Raw genomic sequence first — 18,213 nt, 5'->3', positions numbered from 1 at the left:
CTATAATATAAGGATAGCTTATTTTTTTTAGAATGAGAAGTAGGTACAAAAATGTAACTATATGTTAACTTGTGTTTTGTAGAATTCTCCCCACTCTCTCATAGATTCAATTACAGGTAATAATGTATTTCCTAGTTTAGTTAATTTATATTCGACATGGGGTGGATTTTTTTTAAAATCAATACGTTCAACAAGGCCATCTTTAATCATTGACTTTAAACTAGCTGTTAAAACTTTTTGTGAAATTCCACTCAATGATCTTTTTAACTCACTATTTCTTTTGGAACCAGTCATTAAATCCCGGATAATCAAGACCTTCCATTTACTATTAACTAGTTTAACTGTTGTTTCTACATCACAAATAGGTAATTGTGGATTTTTTTTCATAATTTTGTTCTCCGAATAGAATTTTTAATTTATCTATAGTATAAATTAAATTTATAGATAATTTCAACGAAAATATCTAATAAAATTTTATTAATAGACTTTCTATTTTAGCCAATATTGTGTGAAAAATTATAGATATATATTTTAAAACATAATCAGTTGCCTTGATGTTAACTTCAAGGTTTATAATGATGAAAAATAGATAGTAGGGAGTTAGATAGATGAAAAAGACACTTTATTTAATGAGACATGGTCAAACATTGTTCAATCAACAAAAAAAAATTCAAGGATGGTGCGATTCTCCTTTAACAAAACAAGGAATTGAACAAGCTAAGATAGCTAAAGAATTTTTTGAAAAAAACGGTATTGTATTTGATGGTGCACACACTTCTACTCTTGAACGAGCTTCAGATACATTAGAATTAATTACAGAAATAAACTATGAGAGGCATAAAGGATTAAAAGAATGGAATTTTGGCAGATTAGAAGCGGAGCATGAATATTTAAATCCACCATTACCTTATAGAGATTTTTTTGTACAATATGGTGGTGAAGAAGAAATAGAGTTTAGAAAAAGAGTAACAAAATGCTTAGTAAATATTATGCAGAAAGAACAAGGTAAAACTATTTTAGTAGTCTCACATGGAGCAGCTTGTAGACAATTTATAAGAGAGTGGGCGCATTTAAGTGATATTACACCGCAAGCTCCTATTGGTAACTGTAGTATTATGAAATTTTGTTTTGAGAATGATCAGTTTTACTTAGAAGAGATTATTAATCATGATTTTTCACATTTAGAGTAAGGAGGTAAAGACAATAATGAATATAAAACAGGCAGCAGAAATGTTTAATTTAACAGTAGATACGTTAAGATATTATGAACGAGTGGGAATAATACCTCCTGTATCAAGAAACAGTAGCGGATATAGAGACTATAAAACTAAAGATTTAAATTGGGTTTATTTAGTAAAAAATCTTCGTAATGCAGGATTATCTATAGAATCTTTGATTGAATTTTCAACTTTAGCACAACTTAGAGATAAACAAAATGTAGAAGATGCGCAAAAGCATATTTTAAAAGAACAGTTAGTAGAATTAGATAAAAAGCTAGGGGAAATGCAACAAACAAGAGAATTACTTGTGTACAAGATAGAAACATACGAGGATCATATTGCAAAATTTAAAGCTGGTGAATTGGATCCTGATAAAGTCGAAAAACTATGGGAACGAAAAAAATAAAACTTTTTTCTTTTTATGTATTTAACTCTAAGGTTTAGGATAGAACATGTAAAGAAATTAGAGGAGGAAAACAATATGCAAACAATTACTTTGAATAATGATGTAGAAATGCCTCAATTGGGATTCGGTGTGTATCAAATTCCATTAGAAGAAACAGCTGAAGCAGTCTATCAAGCCATTAAAGCAGGATACCGTCTGATCGATACAGCTTCTATTTACGGAAATGAAAAAGAAACAGGTGAGGGAATCAAACGTGCCATCAATGAAGATCTGGTCACTAGAGATGAACTTTTTATTACCTCTAAATTGTTTATTCTTCAAGCATCAGAGGACAAAGCTAAGGAAACGATTGAACATTCTCTTAAAGTAATGGGATTGGATTATCTTGATCTTTATCTTATTCATCAACCATATGGAGATATTTATGGTGCATGGCGGTCAATGGTTGCCGCTCAAAAAGCAGGGAAATTGCGTGCAATAGGAATTTCAAATTTCAAATCAGCTAAAATGATTGAATTTATTGGGTTGAATGAGGTGAAACCTCAAATCAATCAAATCGAAGTGAATCCTTGGAATCAACGAATTGAAGATCAGGAATGGCATGAAAAATATGGCGTACAAGTTGAAGCTTGGGCACCATTTGCAGAAGGTCGTCACGAACTATTTACTAAACCTGTATTAACAGAAATCGGTAAACAATACGGAAAGACAGTAGGACAAGTTGTATTACGTTGGTTAATTCAAAGAGGGATTGTTGCTTTAGCAAAATCAGTCCATCCCGAACGAATGGCTGAAAACATTGATATTTTTGATTTTGAGCTTTCAAAAGAAGACATTGAAAAGATAGCGAATTTAGACATGAAAGAATCTGCTTTCTTTGATCATGACGCACCACAGCAAGTGGAATGGTTTATGAATAGAATGCTAGACACTGAAATTAATGTGGATTAAAGGAGTTAAAAAAGATAGGTCTGTATGGTTACTTTAAAGTAACTAATTGCTAGCTATAATAAAACCTTATAAAATTATTTTAGAAAGGAAGTGATTGTTATGAACAAATATAAAAATATAATTATTGGTTTTGGAAAGGGAGGGAAAACACTAGCAAAAGAAATTGCTATGCGTGGTGAAGAGGTATTGATGATTGAAGAATCTGAACTAATGTATGGAGGGACATGTATTAATGTAGGATGTATACCATCAAAATCTTTAATAATTAATGGAGAAAAACATGTAGATATGTCAACGGCGCATTCAATAAAAAATAGTTTGACAAGTAAGTTGAGAGAAAAAAATTACAATAACCTTTTTGAAGAAGAGAATATAACTATTTTAAATGGAAAAGCTAAATTTTTATCAGATAAAATCATACAAATCACTAAGACAGATAATATGAAAATCCAAGTTGAAGGTGAACGTATTTTTATTAATACGGGCTCAAAAGCTATCAAATTACCTATAGATGGGTTAAATAAAAGTAAAAATGTTTTAGATTCTACAACTGCTATGGAACAAGTAATAGCACCAGAAAAAATAGTTATTATAGGTGCTGGTTATATTGGGTTAGAATTTGCATCAATGTTTAATTCTTATGGAAGCAAAGTTAGTATTTTAGATGCTAGCTCTGAATTTTTACCTAGAGAAGATGAAGATATCTCAACATTAATATATAAAGATTTTTTAGATAAGGGAATTGATATTCAGTTAGGCGTATCTATAAACCATATCATAGATAAGGATAATTATACTGAAGTAATATATACTCAAGCTGGTAAAATAAAGAAAGTAGAAGTGTCTAAATTGCTTGTAGCTACAGGTAGAAAACCTAATACAGATGCCTTAGGATTAGAAAACACAAATATAAAAACGGATAGTCATGGGGCTATTGTTGTAGATGAATTTTTAAAAACATCTGTGGAAAATATTTGGGCAATAGGCGATGTAAAAGGGGGCCTACAATTTACCTATATTTCTTTAGATGATTATAGAATAATAGTGGATTATCTTTATGGTGACAAAAAGAGAAATACTATGAATAGAGGTAATATACCGTACAGTGTATTTATAACACCACCTTTTTCAAGTGTTGGAATAAAAGAAAAAGAGCTAGAAAAAAGCAAAGTAAACTATAAAGTTTTTAGTTTACCTGTAAAAGCTATACCTAAAGCCCATATTATTGATCAGACAGTAGGAATTTTTAAAGTAATAATAGATGCAGAAACTGAAAAGATTTTGGGAGCTTCTTTATATGGTGCAGAATCTCATGAATTAATAAATCTTATTTCGTTGGCAATGGATTTTAATATGGACTATAAAGTATTACGTGATAGAGTGTATACCCATCCTACTATGTCGGAATCTTTAAATGATTTACTAAAATAAAAAATTGAAGTTCATTTCATAACCATAGAAATGAACTTCAATTTTTTAGATTTGTACAATCTAATTCTCTTTGACCCCATAGTTTCATTTGTAAAACAATAGTTGCTAAATCTTTTCCCTTTTCAGACAAATAATAAGTAGACGAAGTAGTATTATTGAAAACTTCTTTTTCATTCTTAACAATCTCATTGTCTTCCAAAAGTTTTAGTTGTTGTTTGATCATTTTTGGAGAACTATTCGGAAGCAATCGGCAAACTTCTCCAAAGCGCATAGATCCTCCGTTTAGGGATTCTATTATTTGGGGAACCCACTTTTTTCCAAGTATATTAGATAAAGCCTCTACAGGGCATTTTTTTTCCACGTTTTTATCCATTATATAACACTCCTTTTATGATTCATTAAAAATAAAAACTAATTGAAAATAAATCTGTAGATATCAGTTTCTTTATGAAAGTAATAATTGTTAAAAAGTGTATTAGCGTGTGCAAAAGTACAATTATTTACATACATAAGATGCTCGATGAGTCTATTTCTTAATGCAGATTTGCTCATAAAAAAGTATTGTGCAATTTCTTCGAATGAATAAAATTTTTTTAATGCGTAAAACAATGCTTGATCATTTGCCATTAACATACTAGCACCGACATTAGCACGATATTCTTTTGGAAAATCTTCCATCAAGTAACCATTTTTCAAAAGAATATCAGAAAAAGTATGAGTTGCATTATTAATTTTAGGTATATCTATGTAGTAATGCATAACCTCATGCATTTTAGTGAAATTTTTTCGTTCTAACATTAATTCTTTGTTTGTTGTTATAATGACTTCATCGTCTACTTTAGAGATTGAACCAAGCATCCGTCTTTTAAGTTGTTTTTGAAACGTGTATTCAACAAATTCAACATCTTCAACTTCTTTTACATATTTTTCAATATCAAAGCATTTAACTTGTTCAATATTTTTGGAAGAATAGTAAGATACTTCTTTTATTAATTCGTTTGAAAAATTAAATGCTTCAAAATAGAGTTTTTTACTAATAAAATCCACCAACAACAGTCCAATCAATCTTTTTTGTTACGTTTCTTTTTTTCTTTTGCTTTTTTTATAAGAAAATCTTGAAAATCGATTAATTCTTCTTCTAATTCTTCTATATCTTCTATGTTCATATCAGAAGTATTTAAACGAAAATGAGAAATGATATTTTTTCCAATTTTTTCCTTGTCGTTTAGATGTATTCTTTCCTCTGTTCTACCTAGTAAAAAATCGGTAGATACATCATATAGGGAAGCTATTTTTGATAGCATTTCCGAATCCGGTTCACGTGTTCCATATTCCCAGTTTGCATAGGTTCCTAAGTTATTTAAACCTAGTTGTTTTGCAACATATGTTTTTGTCCATTCTTTTTCTTCTCTTAAAAGCTGTAGTCTTTTTGCTAATGGTTGCACTGGTTTTACCTCCTCTATAAGTACATTATAAACTTTTTGTGTACAAAATTGAGAAAGTTAAACAAAAAGTGTTGACAATTTATTTTAAAAGGTATATTCTTAACACAAGTTAAACAAAATGTTTAACTTTTCAGTTGAATAAACAAAAAAGCGTTCACGAGAAGAAAATGAATCTCCATTTCGTAAACGCCGTGAAATAAAACTTAGACACTTTTATTGTACGGTAGTTGTCGAGATAAAACAAGGGTGAAGTTTTCATTAAATGTTGTAAGTCTTGTTGAGGTGGTGCGTACCAGCCGTTGAATGGGACGCAAGGTGGCAGTAGTATCTTTAACTAGAGCCATATTGATGACAGATTAATGCAGAGCTGTCAGATTATTTTCAATAACCATGTCGTGAGACACGTTGGAAATAGTTGCTGAACTAGATTGAATAAAAAAATCTATGCAAGCTCAATAAAAGGAGGAGAGCTGTACACCGTATATTACAGTACTATCTAATGTGCCGTGATGTGATGTAATGTAAGAGTCACTAGCCATTGAAGATGATTCTATGTATTGTGATGAACGTAAGAATCTAAAATTGAAATACAATTAAAGTTGTTATTTTTAAGCGTGGAAAAGATTTTTTCTAAAAGAATATTCAATATTAACTTTAGTAAGCACAACTGTATTATTTTAGTTGTACTTTTTTATTTTAAATGAAAGAACAGAATTTGTTATTAAGTGAATAAGGAGGATAAAAATGAAAGAAGAGCTATTACTTTTTGTTGAGAAGTTTGTTGAACGTATGAAACGACAGAAAAAAACTTTTTCTATTTCGGATATAGAAAAGAGCTATAACTTAGAACGTAAGAAGTTAGGTAAGAGTGCGGTTAAGTTAACAAACATGGAACGCTTAACAATTGAAAGTCGATTATTAAAAAATCAGATTTTACAACGAACATATAAAATGACAGGTTATCATAAACCTTGTCAAGTTGTGTTTTTTAGTTAATAAGAAGAATTGCATAAAGAGAGAAAGGCAGTCAATGGTTGACTGTTTATTTTTGTATAAAAATTAGTGAAAGAAGGAAATTATTTTGGCAAATAGAATTCAAGAAATTGCATTAAGTGATAAAAATTTAGGAAGTAAAATTAAAGCTGTTTATAAAACAGAACGTGATATTTATGTAAATGGAGCACCTGTTCGTGGTCGTGTGTTCACCGCTTCAAGCGAAAAGCAACGTGATTTTGAGATTTTTGTTCCTCATTTACGAAATTCACAAATGTTGAATGGCCGTGAAGAAGTAAAATTAATTGATCCAGTAGCACGAATCAATGTAAAACGGAATAACATTGGAAATAGTCGCTCAATTGACATGGTAGTTTATGCAAAACGTTTAGAAGTAGTTGGAGGTAATAAATAATGGAATTATCATTTGAAAATAACACGATTGAAAATTTTGATGTAGTAGGAACATTTGGTACGATGAATTTCTTAGAAGTAGTTGCAATTAATGAACGTGATGGTGAAGGAAATGTGACTGACGATGTTCGTGAACAACGAGTAACGGTTTATTCTAGCAAATTAAATGACCAAGTAGAAATTGCGATTGATCCAGGCTATGACGTTAGTGATATCAATTATGATGATGAAATCGAGTTGACTGGAAATGTAACAGCTCGTGGATGGCTTAATGCTTACAAAGGTTTTAATGACAATGTACAAACAGAACAAGCGTTTAAAGTCCGTGCAGTGGGTATTAAAAAAGTAGGAGCTGTTAAACCAGCGCAACCTACACTACAAAAAGAAAATAAGAATCAAGCAAATGAGCAAAAATAAATATTAGATTGAGGTAGATTTAATGAGTAAAAGGGAAGAATTAAAAAAAATAGGTGATGAGTTATATAAAGTTTTGGCACAAAACAACGTTACCTTTGAACAAGCAAAAGTAACGCTAAATTATCTTTCGATTAAATTAGATCATGAAATGCAACGAACAATGGTATCTCTTAAGACGTTGTAAAATAGAGAATACTTTTTTCAGGAATGTAGTATTGAATATTGGAGCTGATAAATTCTAAAATTTTATCATCAATAATTGATTGGAATTTTTCAATTTTGAGTCTTTGGTTGTTGGCAAGAATAATTGTTACGGATTGCATATCTATTTCACATGCTTTTTCAATTGTTTTTAGCATTATTATAGGACACCTCCTTTTGTTAATATTTTACCACTGAACCAGAAATTTCTGAAAAAATTAATTGGATGTGGGAATTGAAACGAAAGTAAATATCATATTCAGAGGAATCGGTAGCACCGTTTAACAGCTAAAAAGGGCATTCTAACGAGTGCCCTTTTAACTATTAATTTGTGTTAACAAGATTTGTTAATAGACATTAATAATAAAGAAAAGGAGAGGTTAAATGAAACAAGGGAAACGCCTAGTTAGGAAAGAAAAAGAGTTGTTGAAACGTTGCCGATTGAATCCAACAAATTGGTTAGTAGAAAGACGGTTGAAGAGTAGTGTGATTTTTCTTCATAAAGAAAGTGGTAATTTGAAGGAAATTTATTATTGAAAGGGGGTGGCGGAGAAGTAGTGTTAGACTTGGCGGAAAGAATGGGTGTAAAACAAGAAAAATATAGGAGGTTTTTAGAGAGAAAAATTAGAGTCTATCGTATGTGGCAAAGTTTTAGTTATTATAGTACATTGTATTTAAAACTTTATAACGAAACTAGTGAGTATCTTATCCAGTTTTTATTGTTAGATGATTTATTTTTTGAATGTGATGAAGCTATTTTAAACTTGTTAGATAATTTTTTAGAACAATTAGTTAAAGCATATAATAATAAACTGCATGAAGATTTTGATAAGGGTGTTTTCTTTGAGGAATACACAAGTAAAGTGAATTGATTGTGAAATTTGAATGCTTTATAATGGCTTTAGAATAGACGTTAGAAGAGGTGAGAAAAATGGTGATGACAATGAATGAAATTAAAGAGCGTGTGAAACCTGTAGCAGAAAAACACAATGTACCAGTCGTTTATGTCTTTGGTTCTTATGCACGTAATGAAGCGAAAGAAACCAGTGATATTGATTTTGCTGTAGATATTACAGGACAATCAGAAGAAGCCTATTGGAATTTATATGGAGATTTCTTTGAAGAATTAAAAGAAGCTGTAGCGCATGATATTGATTTAGTGGAGCTAGAAACTCTTGTTGAAACACAAGATAAACCCGAAAGAAGAGAATTGTTAGCTACCATTTTAAAGGAAGGTGTAAAGGTATTTGAGAGATAGTACAGCAAAGGATTTACGTTTGTTAAGAGGAACGCTGATCTACATTGAAGATATAGAACAGACACTCAATCGTTTTGGAAGGGATTATGAAACCTTCTATCATGATAGAGTGTTTTTTAATGCAATCAGTATGTGTTTAATGCAAATTGGTGAATATACTGTTGGGAACAGTGGCTTTTCAGAAGAATTTAAAGAGAAAAATAGTGGTAAAGTTGATTGGAAAAGACTTAGGAATATGAGGAATATGTTTGCACATTCGTATAGCACAATGAATGAACGTCAGATTTTTCGAATGGCTACAGAATATATTCCAATGTATAAAGAATTTTGTAGACAAGAATTAGCACGGTTAAAAAAAGAAGGTAGGTAAATGGTAAAAAAATTATTTAGATATAGAGGTAGAAGAATTCGTTATTCTTCAAGAAATTTGTTGGCACTCTATAGAGTGTTATTTTTTATGCCAATTTTTGCTTGTTTAGGCTATTTTGTGGGCTATAAATGGATGTATCCTTTATATCTTTCAAATCCAACTGATTGGAAAATATATATTGTACCAGCGTTAATCATTATGGGTGTCTCGATAGGCTCAATCGTGCTAATTACATTGCTTGTTAAGGCTTCAATTATCAATTCGGGCTATTTTTCTAAAGTAGAACAACGTCAAGTGTTAGCTCGTATGATTATCGACAATGGCTATTATACGAAGAAGCAAGTTAAAGGTAGTGATGGTAAAACAAAAGAAAAAATAAAGTTCCCAAAAATTTATTATAAGTCTGCAAAAAATAGTATTTTCGTTTCATTTGAAACAGCAGGTAATAAATTTCAGGAAAAATTTGAAACCATTGGTGGTTTTTTGGAAACAGCGTTTCATGCGGACAATTTAAATAAAATTGATGAAAAAGGCTTTATTACCTATGAACTAGCTTCTGATGTTTACAATAAGCGTATTTGGATAAAGGATATGCAAGCTGATAAAGGAAAGGTTCAATTAATGAAAGGGTTGTATTGGTACTTTGATAAAGACCCACATTTATTATTAGGTGGTGGAACTGGCGGAGGCAAAACTTTTACCATTTTATCTCTAATTTATGCACTTTGCCGTGTGGGTGAAATGGAAATTTGTGATCCTAAAAATTCTGACTTGATGGCACTAGGTAAGTTACCAATGTTTGCAGGAAAAGTGCATACAGGAAAAATAGATATTGTTAATTGCTTGAAAAATGCAGTTGAATTAATGAATGCACGTTTTGAAATGATGAATAATAGCCCTGATTACAAAATGGGTAAAAATTATGCGTACTATGGTTTAAAGCCTAAGTTTATTGTGATTGATGAATTTGCAGCATTTAAAGCAGAATTAGCGAATGACTATGCGATTGATGGCGATGTAGATGAATATTTAACCCAACTTATTTTAAAAGCTCGTCAAGCAGGGATTTTCTTTATCGTTGCAATGCAACGTCCAGATGGTGAATTTATCAAAACGGCTTTACGTGATAATTTTATGTTTCGAATGTCAGTTGGCCGTCTTTCAGAAACAGGTATTTTGATGATTTTTGGTGATGAAAATAAAAATAAAAACTTTAAATATGTTGAAAAAGTTGACGGTCAAAAAGTCTATGGTCGTGGTTATGTTGCACAAGGAGGTTCAGTAGCAAGAGAATTTTATAGCCCGCAAGTACCACAAGATTTTGACTTCATTCAGGAATTTATCAAGATTTCTAAAGAACTAGGATATGAAGAAATTTCAAAAGAAGTTCAAGAAGAAGTATCTAAAAAAATATCAAAACATGTGGATAAAGAAGCCCTTGCTGAAATTGATGAAGAGTTAGAAGCGGGGCAAGCAAAGTTAGCAAAGTTAAGTGAAAAATTTGGATAATAAGAAAGGAGCTTTTTATTGGATTCTAATGAAATAATCAAACACGTTAGAGAACGAGTATATGTTGAAGTCAAGAAACGATATAAAAAGCCTGATTTAGATACACGTATTCGTGACATTCTCTATGAACAATCAGAAAGCTATGCAAAATTAGTTCGATTTTCTAATGGAAAGCGAATAAAAAAATTAACTGATCCTGTTGAGTTTGAAAAATTTATAGAAAATAAGGGAACTAAAATTGTTGAAGAAGTAATCTTTGCTTTGAATAAAAAAGACACTAATCGTTATTTGGCTGATATTTGGGTTCCTGTTAAAGATGAGCCTAGTGCATTGGAGTATTTTTATTATTATGATGAAGATAAGCAGTTAGATAGTACAAAAAGCAAAGCAACTTTTGATGATATGAAAGCTAGTGGTAACTATGAAGTTATCTACAAGTCGGGTAAATTTAAATAGAAATTCAATTTTAATGAACATTTGACATAGGGTAGTGCTAATTAAGTACTGCTTTTTTTTATGTAATTAAATAGAAGGAGATGGTATTATTAATGTTAAGTACTGTGACAAAAAAAGACATTATTAGCCTTGGATTTTCTCCATACCAATCACAACGTGTTATTCGTGAAGCCAAAGCTTTACTAGTAGAAAGAGGTTGCCACTTCTATAGTGGTAAAAAAATCTCTTGTGTTCCTGTGAGTGTAGTTGAAGAAATTTTAGGAATAGAGGTTAATAAAGGTGGCAAAGACATCAAATGTTTATAAAGACAAAAAGACAGGTAAGTATTATTTTGTTGCAAGCTTAGGTTTTGATTTAAAAGGGAAAAGAATACAAAAATTTAAGCGTGGATTTAAGACAGCAAAGGAGGCAAAAAAAGCTTATAATCAGTTTATGATTGATTATCAAGAAAAACGTGAAAAGATTACATTTGGTAATTTTTACGAAGAATATTATAAATGCTGGTACAAAAATCATGTTAAGGAAGGTACTTTTAAGACCAATACAGGTATAATTGAAAATCATTTATCTATCTTTAATGAGGTACAGATAAATGCTATTGAAACGGTTGATTTACAAAAATTGATTAATTATTTATCTGGTGAGTATAAAACTAAAACAGGTGAAAGTTTATCTCCAGAGTATATTAATTTGATCATTTGTAATATTCAATCCGTATTTGAGCGAGCTTTTATTTTTGGGTTTATTGATGAAGATATATCAAAAAAAGTAAGTAGAGTTCGTGTTGAAGAGAAAGAAGTTAACATTTGGACTATAGATGATATGCAAAAAGTAATGCTGCTTAGTGATGAAAGCGATAGTTTATTGTTCTTTAAAAAAATGTTTTTTAGATTTTTATTCATGACAGGTCTTCGGCTAGGTGAAGCCTTAGCTTTGAATTGGGAAGATGTTGATTTTGACAGTAAAGTTGTTTATATTAATAAGACGATGCTTGTTAAAAATAAAAGAGAGTTTAGAACTACAACGCCAAAAACAAAAAGTAGTATTAGAACGGTATCTCTTGACGATGAAACGCTACGGCTTTTTGAAATATGGAGAGAACAGCAATCTCCTTTAAAAATAAACCTTATATTTTCTATAGATGGTGGAACATTGGCTAAGTCTACAACGCATGGCTGGCTTAAAAAACTTTGTGACTTAGCAGATGTGCCAGTGATTAAGATACACGCTTTAAGACATTCTCATGCTTCTATGTTAATTGCCCTTAAGGAAGATTCACTGGTTATTAAGGAAAGATTGGGTCATAGTCGTATAACAACCACTTTAGAAAAATATGGGCACCTTTATAATGGAAGAATGAATGATGTTTCTAAGAAATTAACTGATTTAAAAATTTAGAATAGTAATTGTTAGCTTTATTGTTAGCAAATATAATGAAAACTAATTGTAAGCTTTGTTTTAAAGCGATTTAGAAAGGGATTAATAGAAAGTGAAATATACAGAAATTATGGTTCGCTATGGCGAATTATCAACTAAAGGAAAAAATCGTAAAACGTTTATCATGCAGTTAGCACAAAATGTGAAACGTGCGTTAGCTGATTTTCCAGCATTGAAAATCCATGCAGATCGAGACAGAATGCATATTTTATTAAATGGGGAAGATAGTGAAGAAGTGATTCCGAAACTAAGTAAAGTGTTTGGAATTCAAAATTTTTCGCCAAGTATTCGTATTGAAAAAGAAATGCCAGCGATTCGTGCAATGGTTCAAGAGGTTGTTCGGGAAGTTTATACGCCAGGTAAGACGTTTAAAATTACTGCTAAACGCTCGGACCATTCATTTGAACTTGATTCAAATGGCTTGAATCAAGAATTAGGTGGGGCTGTTATTGAAGCCATCCCGGAAATTCAAGTACAAATGAAAAAGCCTGATATTAACTTAAGAATTGAAATTCGTAAAGATGCGGCGTATTTATCTTATGAAACGATTCGTGGTGCGGGTGGATTGCCAGTGGGCACCAGTGGTCGTGGTATGTTGATGTTGTCAGGAGGCATTGATTCACCAGTTGCAGGTTATTTAGCTATGAAACGTGGCGTGGAAGTGGAAGCTGTCCATTTTGCTAGTCCGCCTTATACAAGTGAACAAGCGTTACAAAAGGCCAAAGATCTAGCTGAAAAATTAGTCCCTTATGTAGGAACTATTCAATTTATTGAAGTGCCCTTTACAGAAATTCAAGAAGAAATAAAACGAGTTGTTCCCCAAGGCTACTTAATGACCATTACACGACGTTTAATGTTACGCTTAACAGATGCAATTCGTGAAATGCGGAAAGGTTTAGTCATTATTAACGGTGAATCGTTAGGACAAGTGGCTTCGCAAACACTTCAAAGTATGGTAGCAATTAATGAGGTTACCTCAACACCGATAATTCGACCTGTTGTTTCAATGGATAAGACAGAAATTATCGAAATTGCCGAAAAAATTGACACATTTGAATTAGCCATTCAACCCTTCGAAGATTGTTGTACAATTTTTGCGCCACCGCAACCGAAAACACGACCTCGCTTGGATAAAGCGCAAGATTATGAAGCGCGCTTAGACTTGGAAGGTTTAATGGCTCGGGCCTTAGAAGGACTCAAAATTACAGAGATTTCAGCAGAAACAGCGAAAGATAAACAAGAAGACGAATTTGCAGATTTCCTATAAGAAATAAATACAGTGACGGTCGCTTAGACGTCACTGTATTTATTTTGTACTTATTTCACAAACAAGTTGCTCGGAGAGGGGAACCGTGATAAACTGAATATGTGAAGTAGGTAACAAGGAGGACAGAGGATGGAGAAAAAAATGCCTAAAGCAACGGCAAAACGTTTGCCGGTTTATTTACGTTATTTAAAAATGTTAGGGGATTCTGGTGTTAAACGCATTAAATCACGAGAGTTTAGTGAAATGATCCAGATTCCTTCTGCAACGATTCGGCGTGATTTTTCCCACGTTGGTGAACTGGGCCGAAGCGGTTATGGTTACGATGTGCCGTATTTAATTGAGGTATTTAGTAATATTTTAAATACGCAAGAAGAAAAAAGAATTGCTCTGATTGGTTGTGGCAATTTAGGCAAGGCATTATTAAAAAATAATTTTAGACGCAACGAGAATTTGAATATTGTCTGTGCTTTTGATAATGATTCAGCTTTAGTTGGCACCACGATTAATGGATTATTAGTTCATGATATGTCTGAGTTAGAAGCATTCGTTCGACAAGAAGGGGTCACGGTAGCCATTTCTACAGTACCAAGTCACCATGCCCAAAAAGCCATCGACAAAATTGTACAAGCGGGTGTGACTGCGATTTTAAATTTTGCGCCAGACCGTGTCAGTGTGCCAGCCAACGTTAGTGTGCAGTATATTGATTTAACAACGGAACTGCAAACACTGATTTATTTTAATGAAACTTTTTCACTAGCAAATAGCCCAAAGCAATAAAATTGTCTTCATAAAAATCCTCTACTATACTTATTATTGAAAGTGGAAAAGGAGGATTTCAGAATGAATGTTACAAGAAAAGGGCACGTATTAGAATTGACAGGTGAGCAGCCTAAAGTTGGCACAAAAGCCCCCGTCTTTTCTTTGAAAAATTTAAACAACCAAGAAATCAACTTGGCAGATTATAAAGGTAAAACGGTTTTAATTAGTGTGGTTCCTGATATCGACACACGTGTTTGTTCACTGCAAACGAAACGTTTCAATCAAGAAGCGGCGAAATTAGACGGTGTTCAGATTATCACGATTTCTAATAATACAGTCGAAGAACAAGCAAATTGGTGTGCCGCTGAGGGTGTCGAAATGGAAATGCTTCATGATACTGAAGACTCATTTGGTGCAGCTTATGGTTTGTATATTCCAGAAATGGGTCGTTTAGCACGTGCTATTTTTGTGATTGACCCAGAAGGAACGTTAGTTTATGAAGAAATCGTCTCAGAAGTTTCGTCGGAACCCGATTATCAACAAGCGTTAGAAGCTGCAAAAAAAGTGTAATCCCTCTAGATTACAAATTGACTTTGCTTGCGCTTCATTGTAGAATGAAGCAAAGACAGCGAACAAGAGGAGTATCATTGGCGTCGTTTTAGAGAAAAAGTCGTTCAGGTGCAAGACTTTTACACAACCAGTGAGAAGGTAGCTTGTGAGTCAATGGTTTGAACACAGTACGTTAGTAGAACGATTCGTTTCGTGAACGTTATCTCACGAATGAGTGGCATTTGAATGAATTCAATTCAAATGCAATTTAGGTGGTACCGCGTAAATAAGATGAATCTACGCCCTAAAATACGAAAGTATTTTAGGGCGTATTTTAGTGTTTAGCCCAAAAAAACTCATTTGTAAAATAATTACCGCTCCAAATCGCGTATTTTAAGAAAGAAGGGGAAAAAATGTCAGAAGAAAAAAACTTACCAACGAAATATCAACCGACAGAAATCGAAGCTGGCCGTTATCAAAAATGGCTAGATCAAGATTTATTTAAACCAAGTGGCGACAAAAAAGCGAAGCCCTATTCAATTGTTATTCCACCACCCAATGTAACAGGAAAACTACACTTAGGGCATGCTTGGGATACAACATTACAAGATATGATTATCCGCCAAAAAAGAATGCAAGGCTTTGATACGTTATGGCTGCCAGGAATGGACCATGCCGGAATTGCCACGCAAGCAAAAGTAGAAGAGAAACTAGCACAACAAGGAATTTCACGTTACGACTTAGGTCGTGAAAAATTTGTTGATCAAGTGTGGGAATGGAAAGAAGAATATGCTTCTCACATTCGTGAACAGTGGGCAAAAATGGGCCTTTCTTTAGATTACAGCCGTGAACGTTTTACTTTAGATGAAGGGCTATCTGAGGCCGTTCGTAAAGTGTTTGTCTCTCTTTACGAGAAAGATTTGATTTACCGTGGTGAATATATCATTAACTGGGATCCAAAAGCGAAAACAGCATTGTCTGATATTGAAGTAATCCATAAAGATATTGAAGGAGCTTTTTACCACATGAGCTACCCATTATCAGATGGTTCTGGCGTTGTTGAAATTGCGACAACGCGTCCTGAAACAATGTTGGGAGATACGGCGATTGCGGTCCATCCAGAAGATGAACGGTATCAGGAACTTATTGGTAAGACAGTTGTCTTGCCATTAGTCGATAAAGAAATTCCAATTATTGCAGATGACTATGTAGATATGGAATTTGGAACAGGGGTTGTAAAAATCACACCTGCCCATGATCCAAATGACTTTGAAGTCGGTAATCGTCATGACTTACCTCGAGTAAATGTTATGAACGAAGACGGCACGATGAATGAACTGGCTGGAAAATACGAAGGAATGGATCGTTTTGCTGCACGTAAAGCGATTGTCTCTGACTTGAAAGAATTAGGTCGCTTAATTAAGATCGAAACAATGAATCACAGCGTGGGCCATTCAGAACGAACAGGCGTTGTCGTGGAACCTCGTTTATCGACCCAATGGTTTGTAAAAATGGGACCATTAGCTGAAAAAGCAATAGAAAATCAAAAAACAGAAGACGCTGTTGAATTTTATCCACCACGCTTCAATCAAACATTTTTACGTTGGATGGAAAATATTCATGACTGGGTTATTTCGCGACAATTATGGTGGGGCCATCAAATTCCTGCTTGGTATCACAAAGAAACGGGCGAGATGTATGTTGGGATGGAAGCACCAGCCGACAGTGAAAACTGGGTTCAAGATAGTGATGTCTTAGATACATGGTTTAGTTCTGCATTATGGCCATTTTCAACGATGGGTTGGCCGGACGAAGCAAGCGAAGATTATCAACGTTACTTCCCAACAAGCACATTAGTTACTGGCTATGATATTATTGCCTTTTGGGTAAGTCGTATGATTTTCCAAAGCTTAGAGTTTACAGGCGAACGTCCCTTCCAAAATGTCTTAATTCACGGCTTAATTCGTGATGAGCAAGGACGCAAAATGAGTAAATCATTGGGGAATGGGATTGATCCAATGGATGTCATCGAAAAATATGGTGCAGATGCGTTACGTTGGTTCTTATCAAATGGTTCAGCTCCAGGTCAAGATGTTCGTTTTAGTTATGAAAAAATGGATGCTTCTTGGAACTTTATCAATAAGATCTGGAATGCAAGTCGCTTCGTTATCATGAATGTAGAAGGTATGACTGCTGCAGATATTGACTTTAGTGGTGAAAAGACTGTCGCTGATCGTTGGATTTTAACGCGCTTAAACGAAACAGTCGCCCGTGTGACAGAATTATTTGATCGTTTTGAATTTGGTGAAGCAGGTCGCCAATTATACAACTTCATCTGGGATGATTTCTGTGATTGGTATATTGAAATGAGTAAAGAAATTCTTTACGGAGAAAATGAAGCAGCTAAACAAACAACACGGAGCATCTTGGTGTACACATTGGATCAAATCTTACGCTTATTGCATCCAATTATGCCGTTTGTAACAGAAGAAATTTGGGAAAAAATTCCGCATCAAGGTGAGTCATTGGTTGTGGCAGAGTACCCAGTTGTTCATGAAGAATTTAACGATGAAGCAGCAGCTCGAGGAATGGAAGTTCTGAAAGAAGTTATTCGTTCGGTTCGGAATATTCGAGCAGAAGTGAATACACCACTTTCTAAACCAATTACTTTGTTAATTAAAACAAACGATACAGAAGTAGAAGAATTTTTAACAGCTAATACTAGCTACTTAGAACGCTTCTGTAACCCAGAGGAATTAGTCATCAGTCGTGAAATAGAAGCGCCAGAATTAGCCATGTCCGCTGTATTAACAGGTGCAGAACTATTCCTACCATTAGCTGGGTTGATTAATATTGAAGAAGAAATTGCTCGCTTAGAAAAAGAATTAGACAAATGGACAAAAGAAGTCAAACGTGTGCAAGGCAAACTTTCAAATGAACGTTTTGTGTCAAACGCACCAGATGAGGTCGTGGAAGCAGAACGTGCAAAAGAAAAAGACTACCTTGAAAAACAAGAGGCTGTCAAAGAACGGATTGCCCAATTACGTTCAATCTAAAAAAGAAAAGACAACAAAACCAAACGTTGGTTGAGCCGACCCCCAAAAGTTAGACCTAGAAATCTAACTTTTGG

The 18,213-nt window shown here is 33.3% G+C and carries 25 protein-coding genes and 1 other annotated feature; of the genes, 20 read left to right on the top strand and 5 right to left on the bottom strand.

Translation table 11 applies throughout. The features are described 5' to 3' along the window. Positions 1-57: 57 nt before the first annotated feature. Entirely contained in the window at positions 58-387 is a 330-nt protein-coding gene (locus IGJ24_RS11530; protein WP_002365236.1) for a winged helix-turn-helix transcriptional regulator, read from the bottom strand. 221 nt (positions 388-608) lie between these two features. On the opposite strand from IGJ24_RS11530, the gene IGJ24_RS11525 reads away from it, so the two are divergent. The 4 genes from IGJ24_RS11525 (at position 609) to IGJ24_RS11510 (ending at position 4,008) form a co-directional block, all read left to right on the top strand. Further along, positions 609-1,190 (top strand): histidine phosphatase family protein, encoded by a 582-nt coding sequence (locus IGJ24_RS11525; protein WP_002380883.1) that lies wholly within the window; start codon positions 609-611, stop codon positions 1,188-1,190. A gap of 16 nt (positions 1,191-1,206) precedes the next feature. Next, positions 1,207-1,626, top strand: coding sequence for a MerR family transcriptional regulator (locus tag IGJ24_RS11520; RefSeq protein WP_002380882.1), 420 nt, complete (start codon positions 1,207-1,209; stop codon positions 1,624-1,626). Between the two features lie 75 nt (positions 1,627-1,701). Further along, complete coding sequence (locus tag IGJ24_RS11515) at positions 1,702-2,577, top strand: aldo/keto reductase (RefSeq protein WP_289865910.1); 876 nt, start codon at positions 1,702-1,704, stop codon at positions 2,575-2,577. 99 nt (positions 2,578-2,676) lie between these two features. Then, positions 2,677-4,008 carry an FAD-dependent oxidoreductase gene (locus IGJ24_RS11510; protein ID WP_289865911.1) on the top strand — a complete coding sequence of 444 codons (1,332 nt, stop codon included), beginning with the start codon at positions 2,677-2,679 and terminating at the stop codon, positions 4,006-4,008. Positions 4,009-4,045: 37 nt separating this feature from the next. Here IGJ24_RS11510 and IGJ24_RS11505 read toward each other — a convergent pair whose 3' ends face one another. From IGJ24_RS11505 to IGJ24_RS11495, 3 genes are read right to left on the bottom strand one after another with little or no spacing between them, the layout of a single operon-like run. Next, the gene (locus IGJ24_RS11505) at positions 4,046-4,381 is read right to left on the bottom strand and encodes a winged helix-turn-helix transcriptional regulator (RefSeq protein WP_002365231.1); all 336 of its coding nucleotides are present in this window, start codon (positions 4,379-4,381) and stop codon (positions 4,046-4,048) included. Between the two features lie 38 nt (positions 4,382-4,419). Then, entirely contained in the window at positions 4,420-5,073 is a 654-nt protein-coding gene (locus tag IGJ24_RS11500; protein ID WP_002380879.1) for an ImmA/IrrE family metallo-endopeptidase, read from the bottom strand. Next, the gene (locus tag IGJ24_RS11495; protein WP_002380877.1) at positions 5,070-5,453 is read right to left on the bottom strand and encodes a helix-turn-helix domain-containing protein; all 384 of its coding nucleotides are present in this window, start codon (positions 5,451-5,453) and stop codon (positions 5,070-5,072) included. The genes IGJ24_RS11500 and IGJ24_RS11495 overlap by 4 nt, the downstream gene beginning before the upstream one ends. Positions 5,454-6,197: 744 nt before the next feature. On the opposite strand from IGJ24_RS11495, the gene IGJ24_RS11490 reads away from it, so the two are divergent. The 4 genes from IGJ24_RS11490 to IGJ24_RS11475 all read left to right on the top strand — a co-directional run bounded on the left by IGJ24_RS11490 (position 6,198) and on the right by IGJ24_RS11475 (position 7,461). Next, on the top strand, positions 6,198-6,449 hold the full coding sequence (locus tag IGJ24_RS11490; RefSeq protein ID WP_002365227.1) for a hypothetical protein: 252 nt from the start codon (positions 6,198-6,200) through the stop codon (positions 6,447-6,449). 85 nt (positions 6,450-6,534) lie between these two features. Continuing rightward, on the top strand, positions 6,535-6,861 hold the full coding sequence (locus IGJ24_RS11485) for a hypothetical protein (RefSeq protein ID WP_002365226.1): 327 nt from the start codon (positions 6,535-6,537) through the stop codon (positions 6,859-6,861). After that, positions 6,861-7,277: a DUF961 family protein gene (locus tag IGJ24_RS11480; protein WP_289865912.1), complete on the top strand. Its 417-nt coding sequence runs from the start codon at positions 6,861-6,863 to the stop codon at positions 7,275-7,277. Before IGJ24_RS11485 ends, IGJ24_RS11480 begins: the two co-directional genes overlap by 1 nt. Before the next feature lie 22 nt (positions 7,278-7,299). Then, on the top strand, positions 7,300-7,461 hold the full coding sequence (locus IGJ24_RS11475; RefSeq protein ID WP_002380875.1) for a hypothetical protein: 162 nt from the start codon (positions 7,300-7,302) through the stop codon (positions 7,459-7,461). Here the strand turns inward: IGJ24_RS11475 and IGJ24_RS11470 are convergent. Continuing rightward, on the bottom strand, positions 7,448-7,636 hold the full coding sequence (locus IGJ24_RS11470; protein ID WP_002371434.1) for a hypothetical protein: 189 nt from the start codon (positions 7,634-7,636) through the stop codon (positions 7,448-7,450). The genes IGJ24_RS11475 and IGJ24_RS11470 overlap by 14 nt on opposite strands. Before the next feature lie 226 nt (positions 7,637-7,862). On the opposite strand from IGJ24_RS11470, the gene IGJ24_RS11465 reads away from it, so the two are divergent. The 12 genes from IGJ24_RS11465 (at position 7,863) to IGJ24_RS11410 (ending at position 18,139) form a co-directional block, all read left to right on the top strand. Beyond that, positions 7,863-8,015, top strand: coding sequence for a DUF6906 family protein (locus tag IGJ24_RS11465; protein ID WP_002380874.1), 153 nt, complete (start codon positions 7,863-7,865; stop codon positions 8,013-8,015). Positions 8,016-8,056: 41 nt separating this feature from the next. Continuing rightward, entirely contained in the window at positions 8,057-8,350 is a 294-nt protein-coding gene (locus IGJ24_RS11460; RefSeq protein WP_002394269.1) for a hypothetical protein, read from the top strand. A gap of 59 nt (positions 8,351-8,409) precedes the next feature. Further along, a complete protein-coding gene (locus IGJ24_RS11455) occupies positions 8,410-8,736 on the top strand; it encodes a nucleotidyltransferase family protein (RefSeq protein ID WP_002393071.1) in 327 nt (108 codons plus the stop codon). Next, on the top strand, positions 8,726-9,106 hold the full coding sequence (locus IGJ24_RS11450) for a HepT-like ribonuclease domain-containing protein (RefSeq protein WP_002371429.1): 381 nt from the start codon (positions 8,726-8,728) through the stop codon (positions 9,104-9,106). The genes IGJ24_RS11455 and IGJ24_RS11450 overlap by 11 nt, the downstream gene beginning before the upstream one ends. After that, on the top strand, positions 9,107-10,615 hold the full coding sequence (locus IGJ24_RS11445; protein WP_002380872.1) for a cell division protein FtsK: 1,509 nt from the start codon (positions 9,107-9,109) through the stop codon (positions 10,613-10,615). It abuts the gene before it with no gap. A gap of 18 nt (positions 10,616-10,633) precedes the next feature. After that, on the top strand, positions 10,634-11,071 hold the full coding sequence (locus IGJ24_RS11440; RefSeq protein WP_289865913.1) for a hypothetical protein: 438 nt from the start codon (positions 10,634-10,636) through the stop codon (positions 11,069-11,071). 92 nt (positions 11,072-11,163) lie between these two features. Continuing rightward, the gene (locus tag IGJ24_RS11435) at positions 11,164-11,376 is read left to right on the top strand and encodes a DUF3173 domain-containing protein (protein WP_002399131.1); all 213 of its coding nucleotides are present in this window, start codon (positions 11,164-11,166) and stop codon (positions 11,374-11,376) included. Then, entirely contained in the window at positions 11,351-12,469 is a 1,119-nt protein-coding gene (locus IGJ24_RS11430; protein WP_002365190.1) for a site-specific integrase, read from the top strand. Before IGJ24_RS11435 ends, IGJ24_RS11430 begins: the two co-directional genes overlap by 26 nt. 91 nt (positions 12,470-12,560) lie before the next feature. Next, a complete protein-coding gene (gene thiI, locus IGJ24_RS11425; RefSeq protein WP_002359156.1) occupies positions 12,561-13,775 on the top strand; it encodes a tRNA uracil 4-sulfurtransferase ThiI in 1,215 nt (404 codons plus the stop codon). A 129-nt stretch (positions 13,776-13,904) separates the two neighbouring features. Continuing rightward, on the top strand, positions 13,905-14,552 hold the full coding sequence (locus IGJ24_RS11420; protein WP_002365189.1) for a redox-sensing transcriptional repressor Rex: 648 nt from the start codon (positions 13,905-13,907) through the stop codon (positions 14,550-14,552). 63 nt (positions 14,553-14,615) lie between these two features. Continuing rightward, positions 14,616-15,104 (top strand): thiol peroxidase, encoded by a 489-nt coding sequence (tpx, locus tag IGJ24_RS11415; RefSeq protein ID WP_002355111.1) that lies wholly within the window; start codon positions 14,616-14,618, stop codon positions 15,102-15,104. 49 nt (positions 15,105-15,153) lie between these two features. Continuing rightward, positions 15,154-15,393, top strand: a binding site (T-box leader). 103 nt (positions 15,394-15,496) lie between these two features. Further along, positions 15,497-18,139, top strand: a complete 2,643-nt coding sequence (locus IGJ24_RS11410; protein WP_002375712.1) for a valine--tRNA ligase — start codon at positions 15,497-15,499, stop codon at positions 18,137-18,139. Positions 18,140-18,213: the final 74 nt, after the last annotated feature.

The organism is Enterococcus sp. DIV0546, assembly GCF_051712785.1.
Lineage (GTDB): Bacteria > Bacillota > Bacilli > Lactobacillales > Enterococcaceae > Enterococcus > Enterococcus faecalis.
The sequence above is the reverse complement of the archived record's forward strand: the minus strand, read 5'-3'. Positions and strand labels throughout refer to the sequence as shown.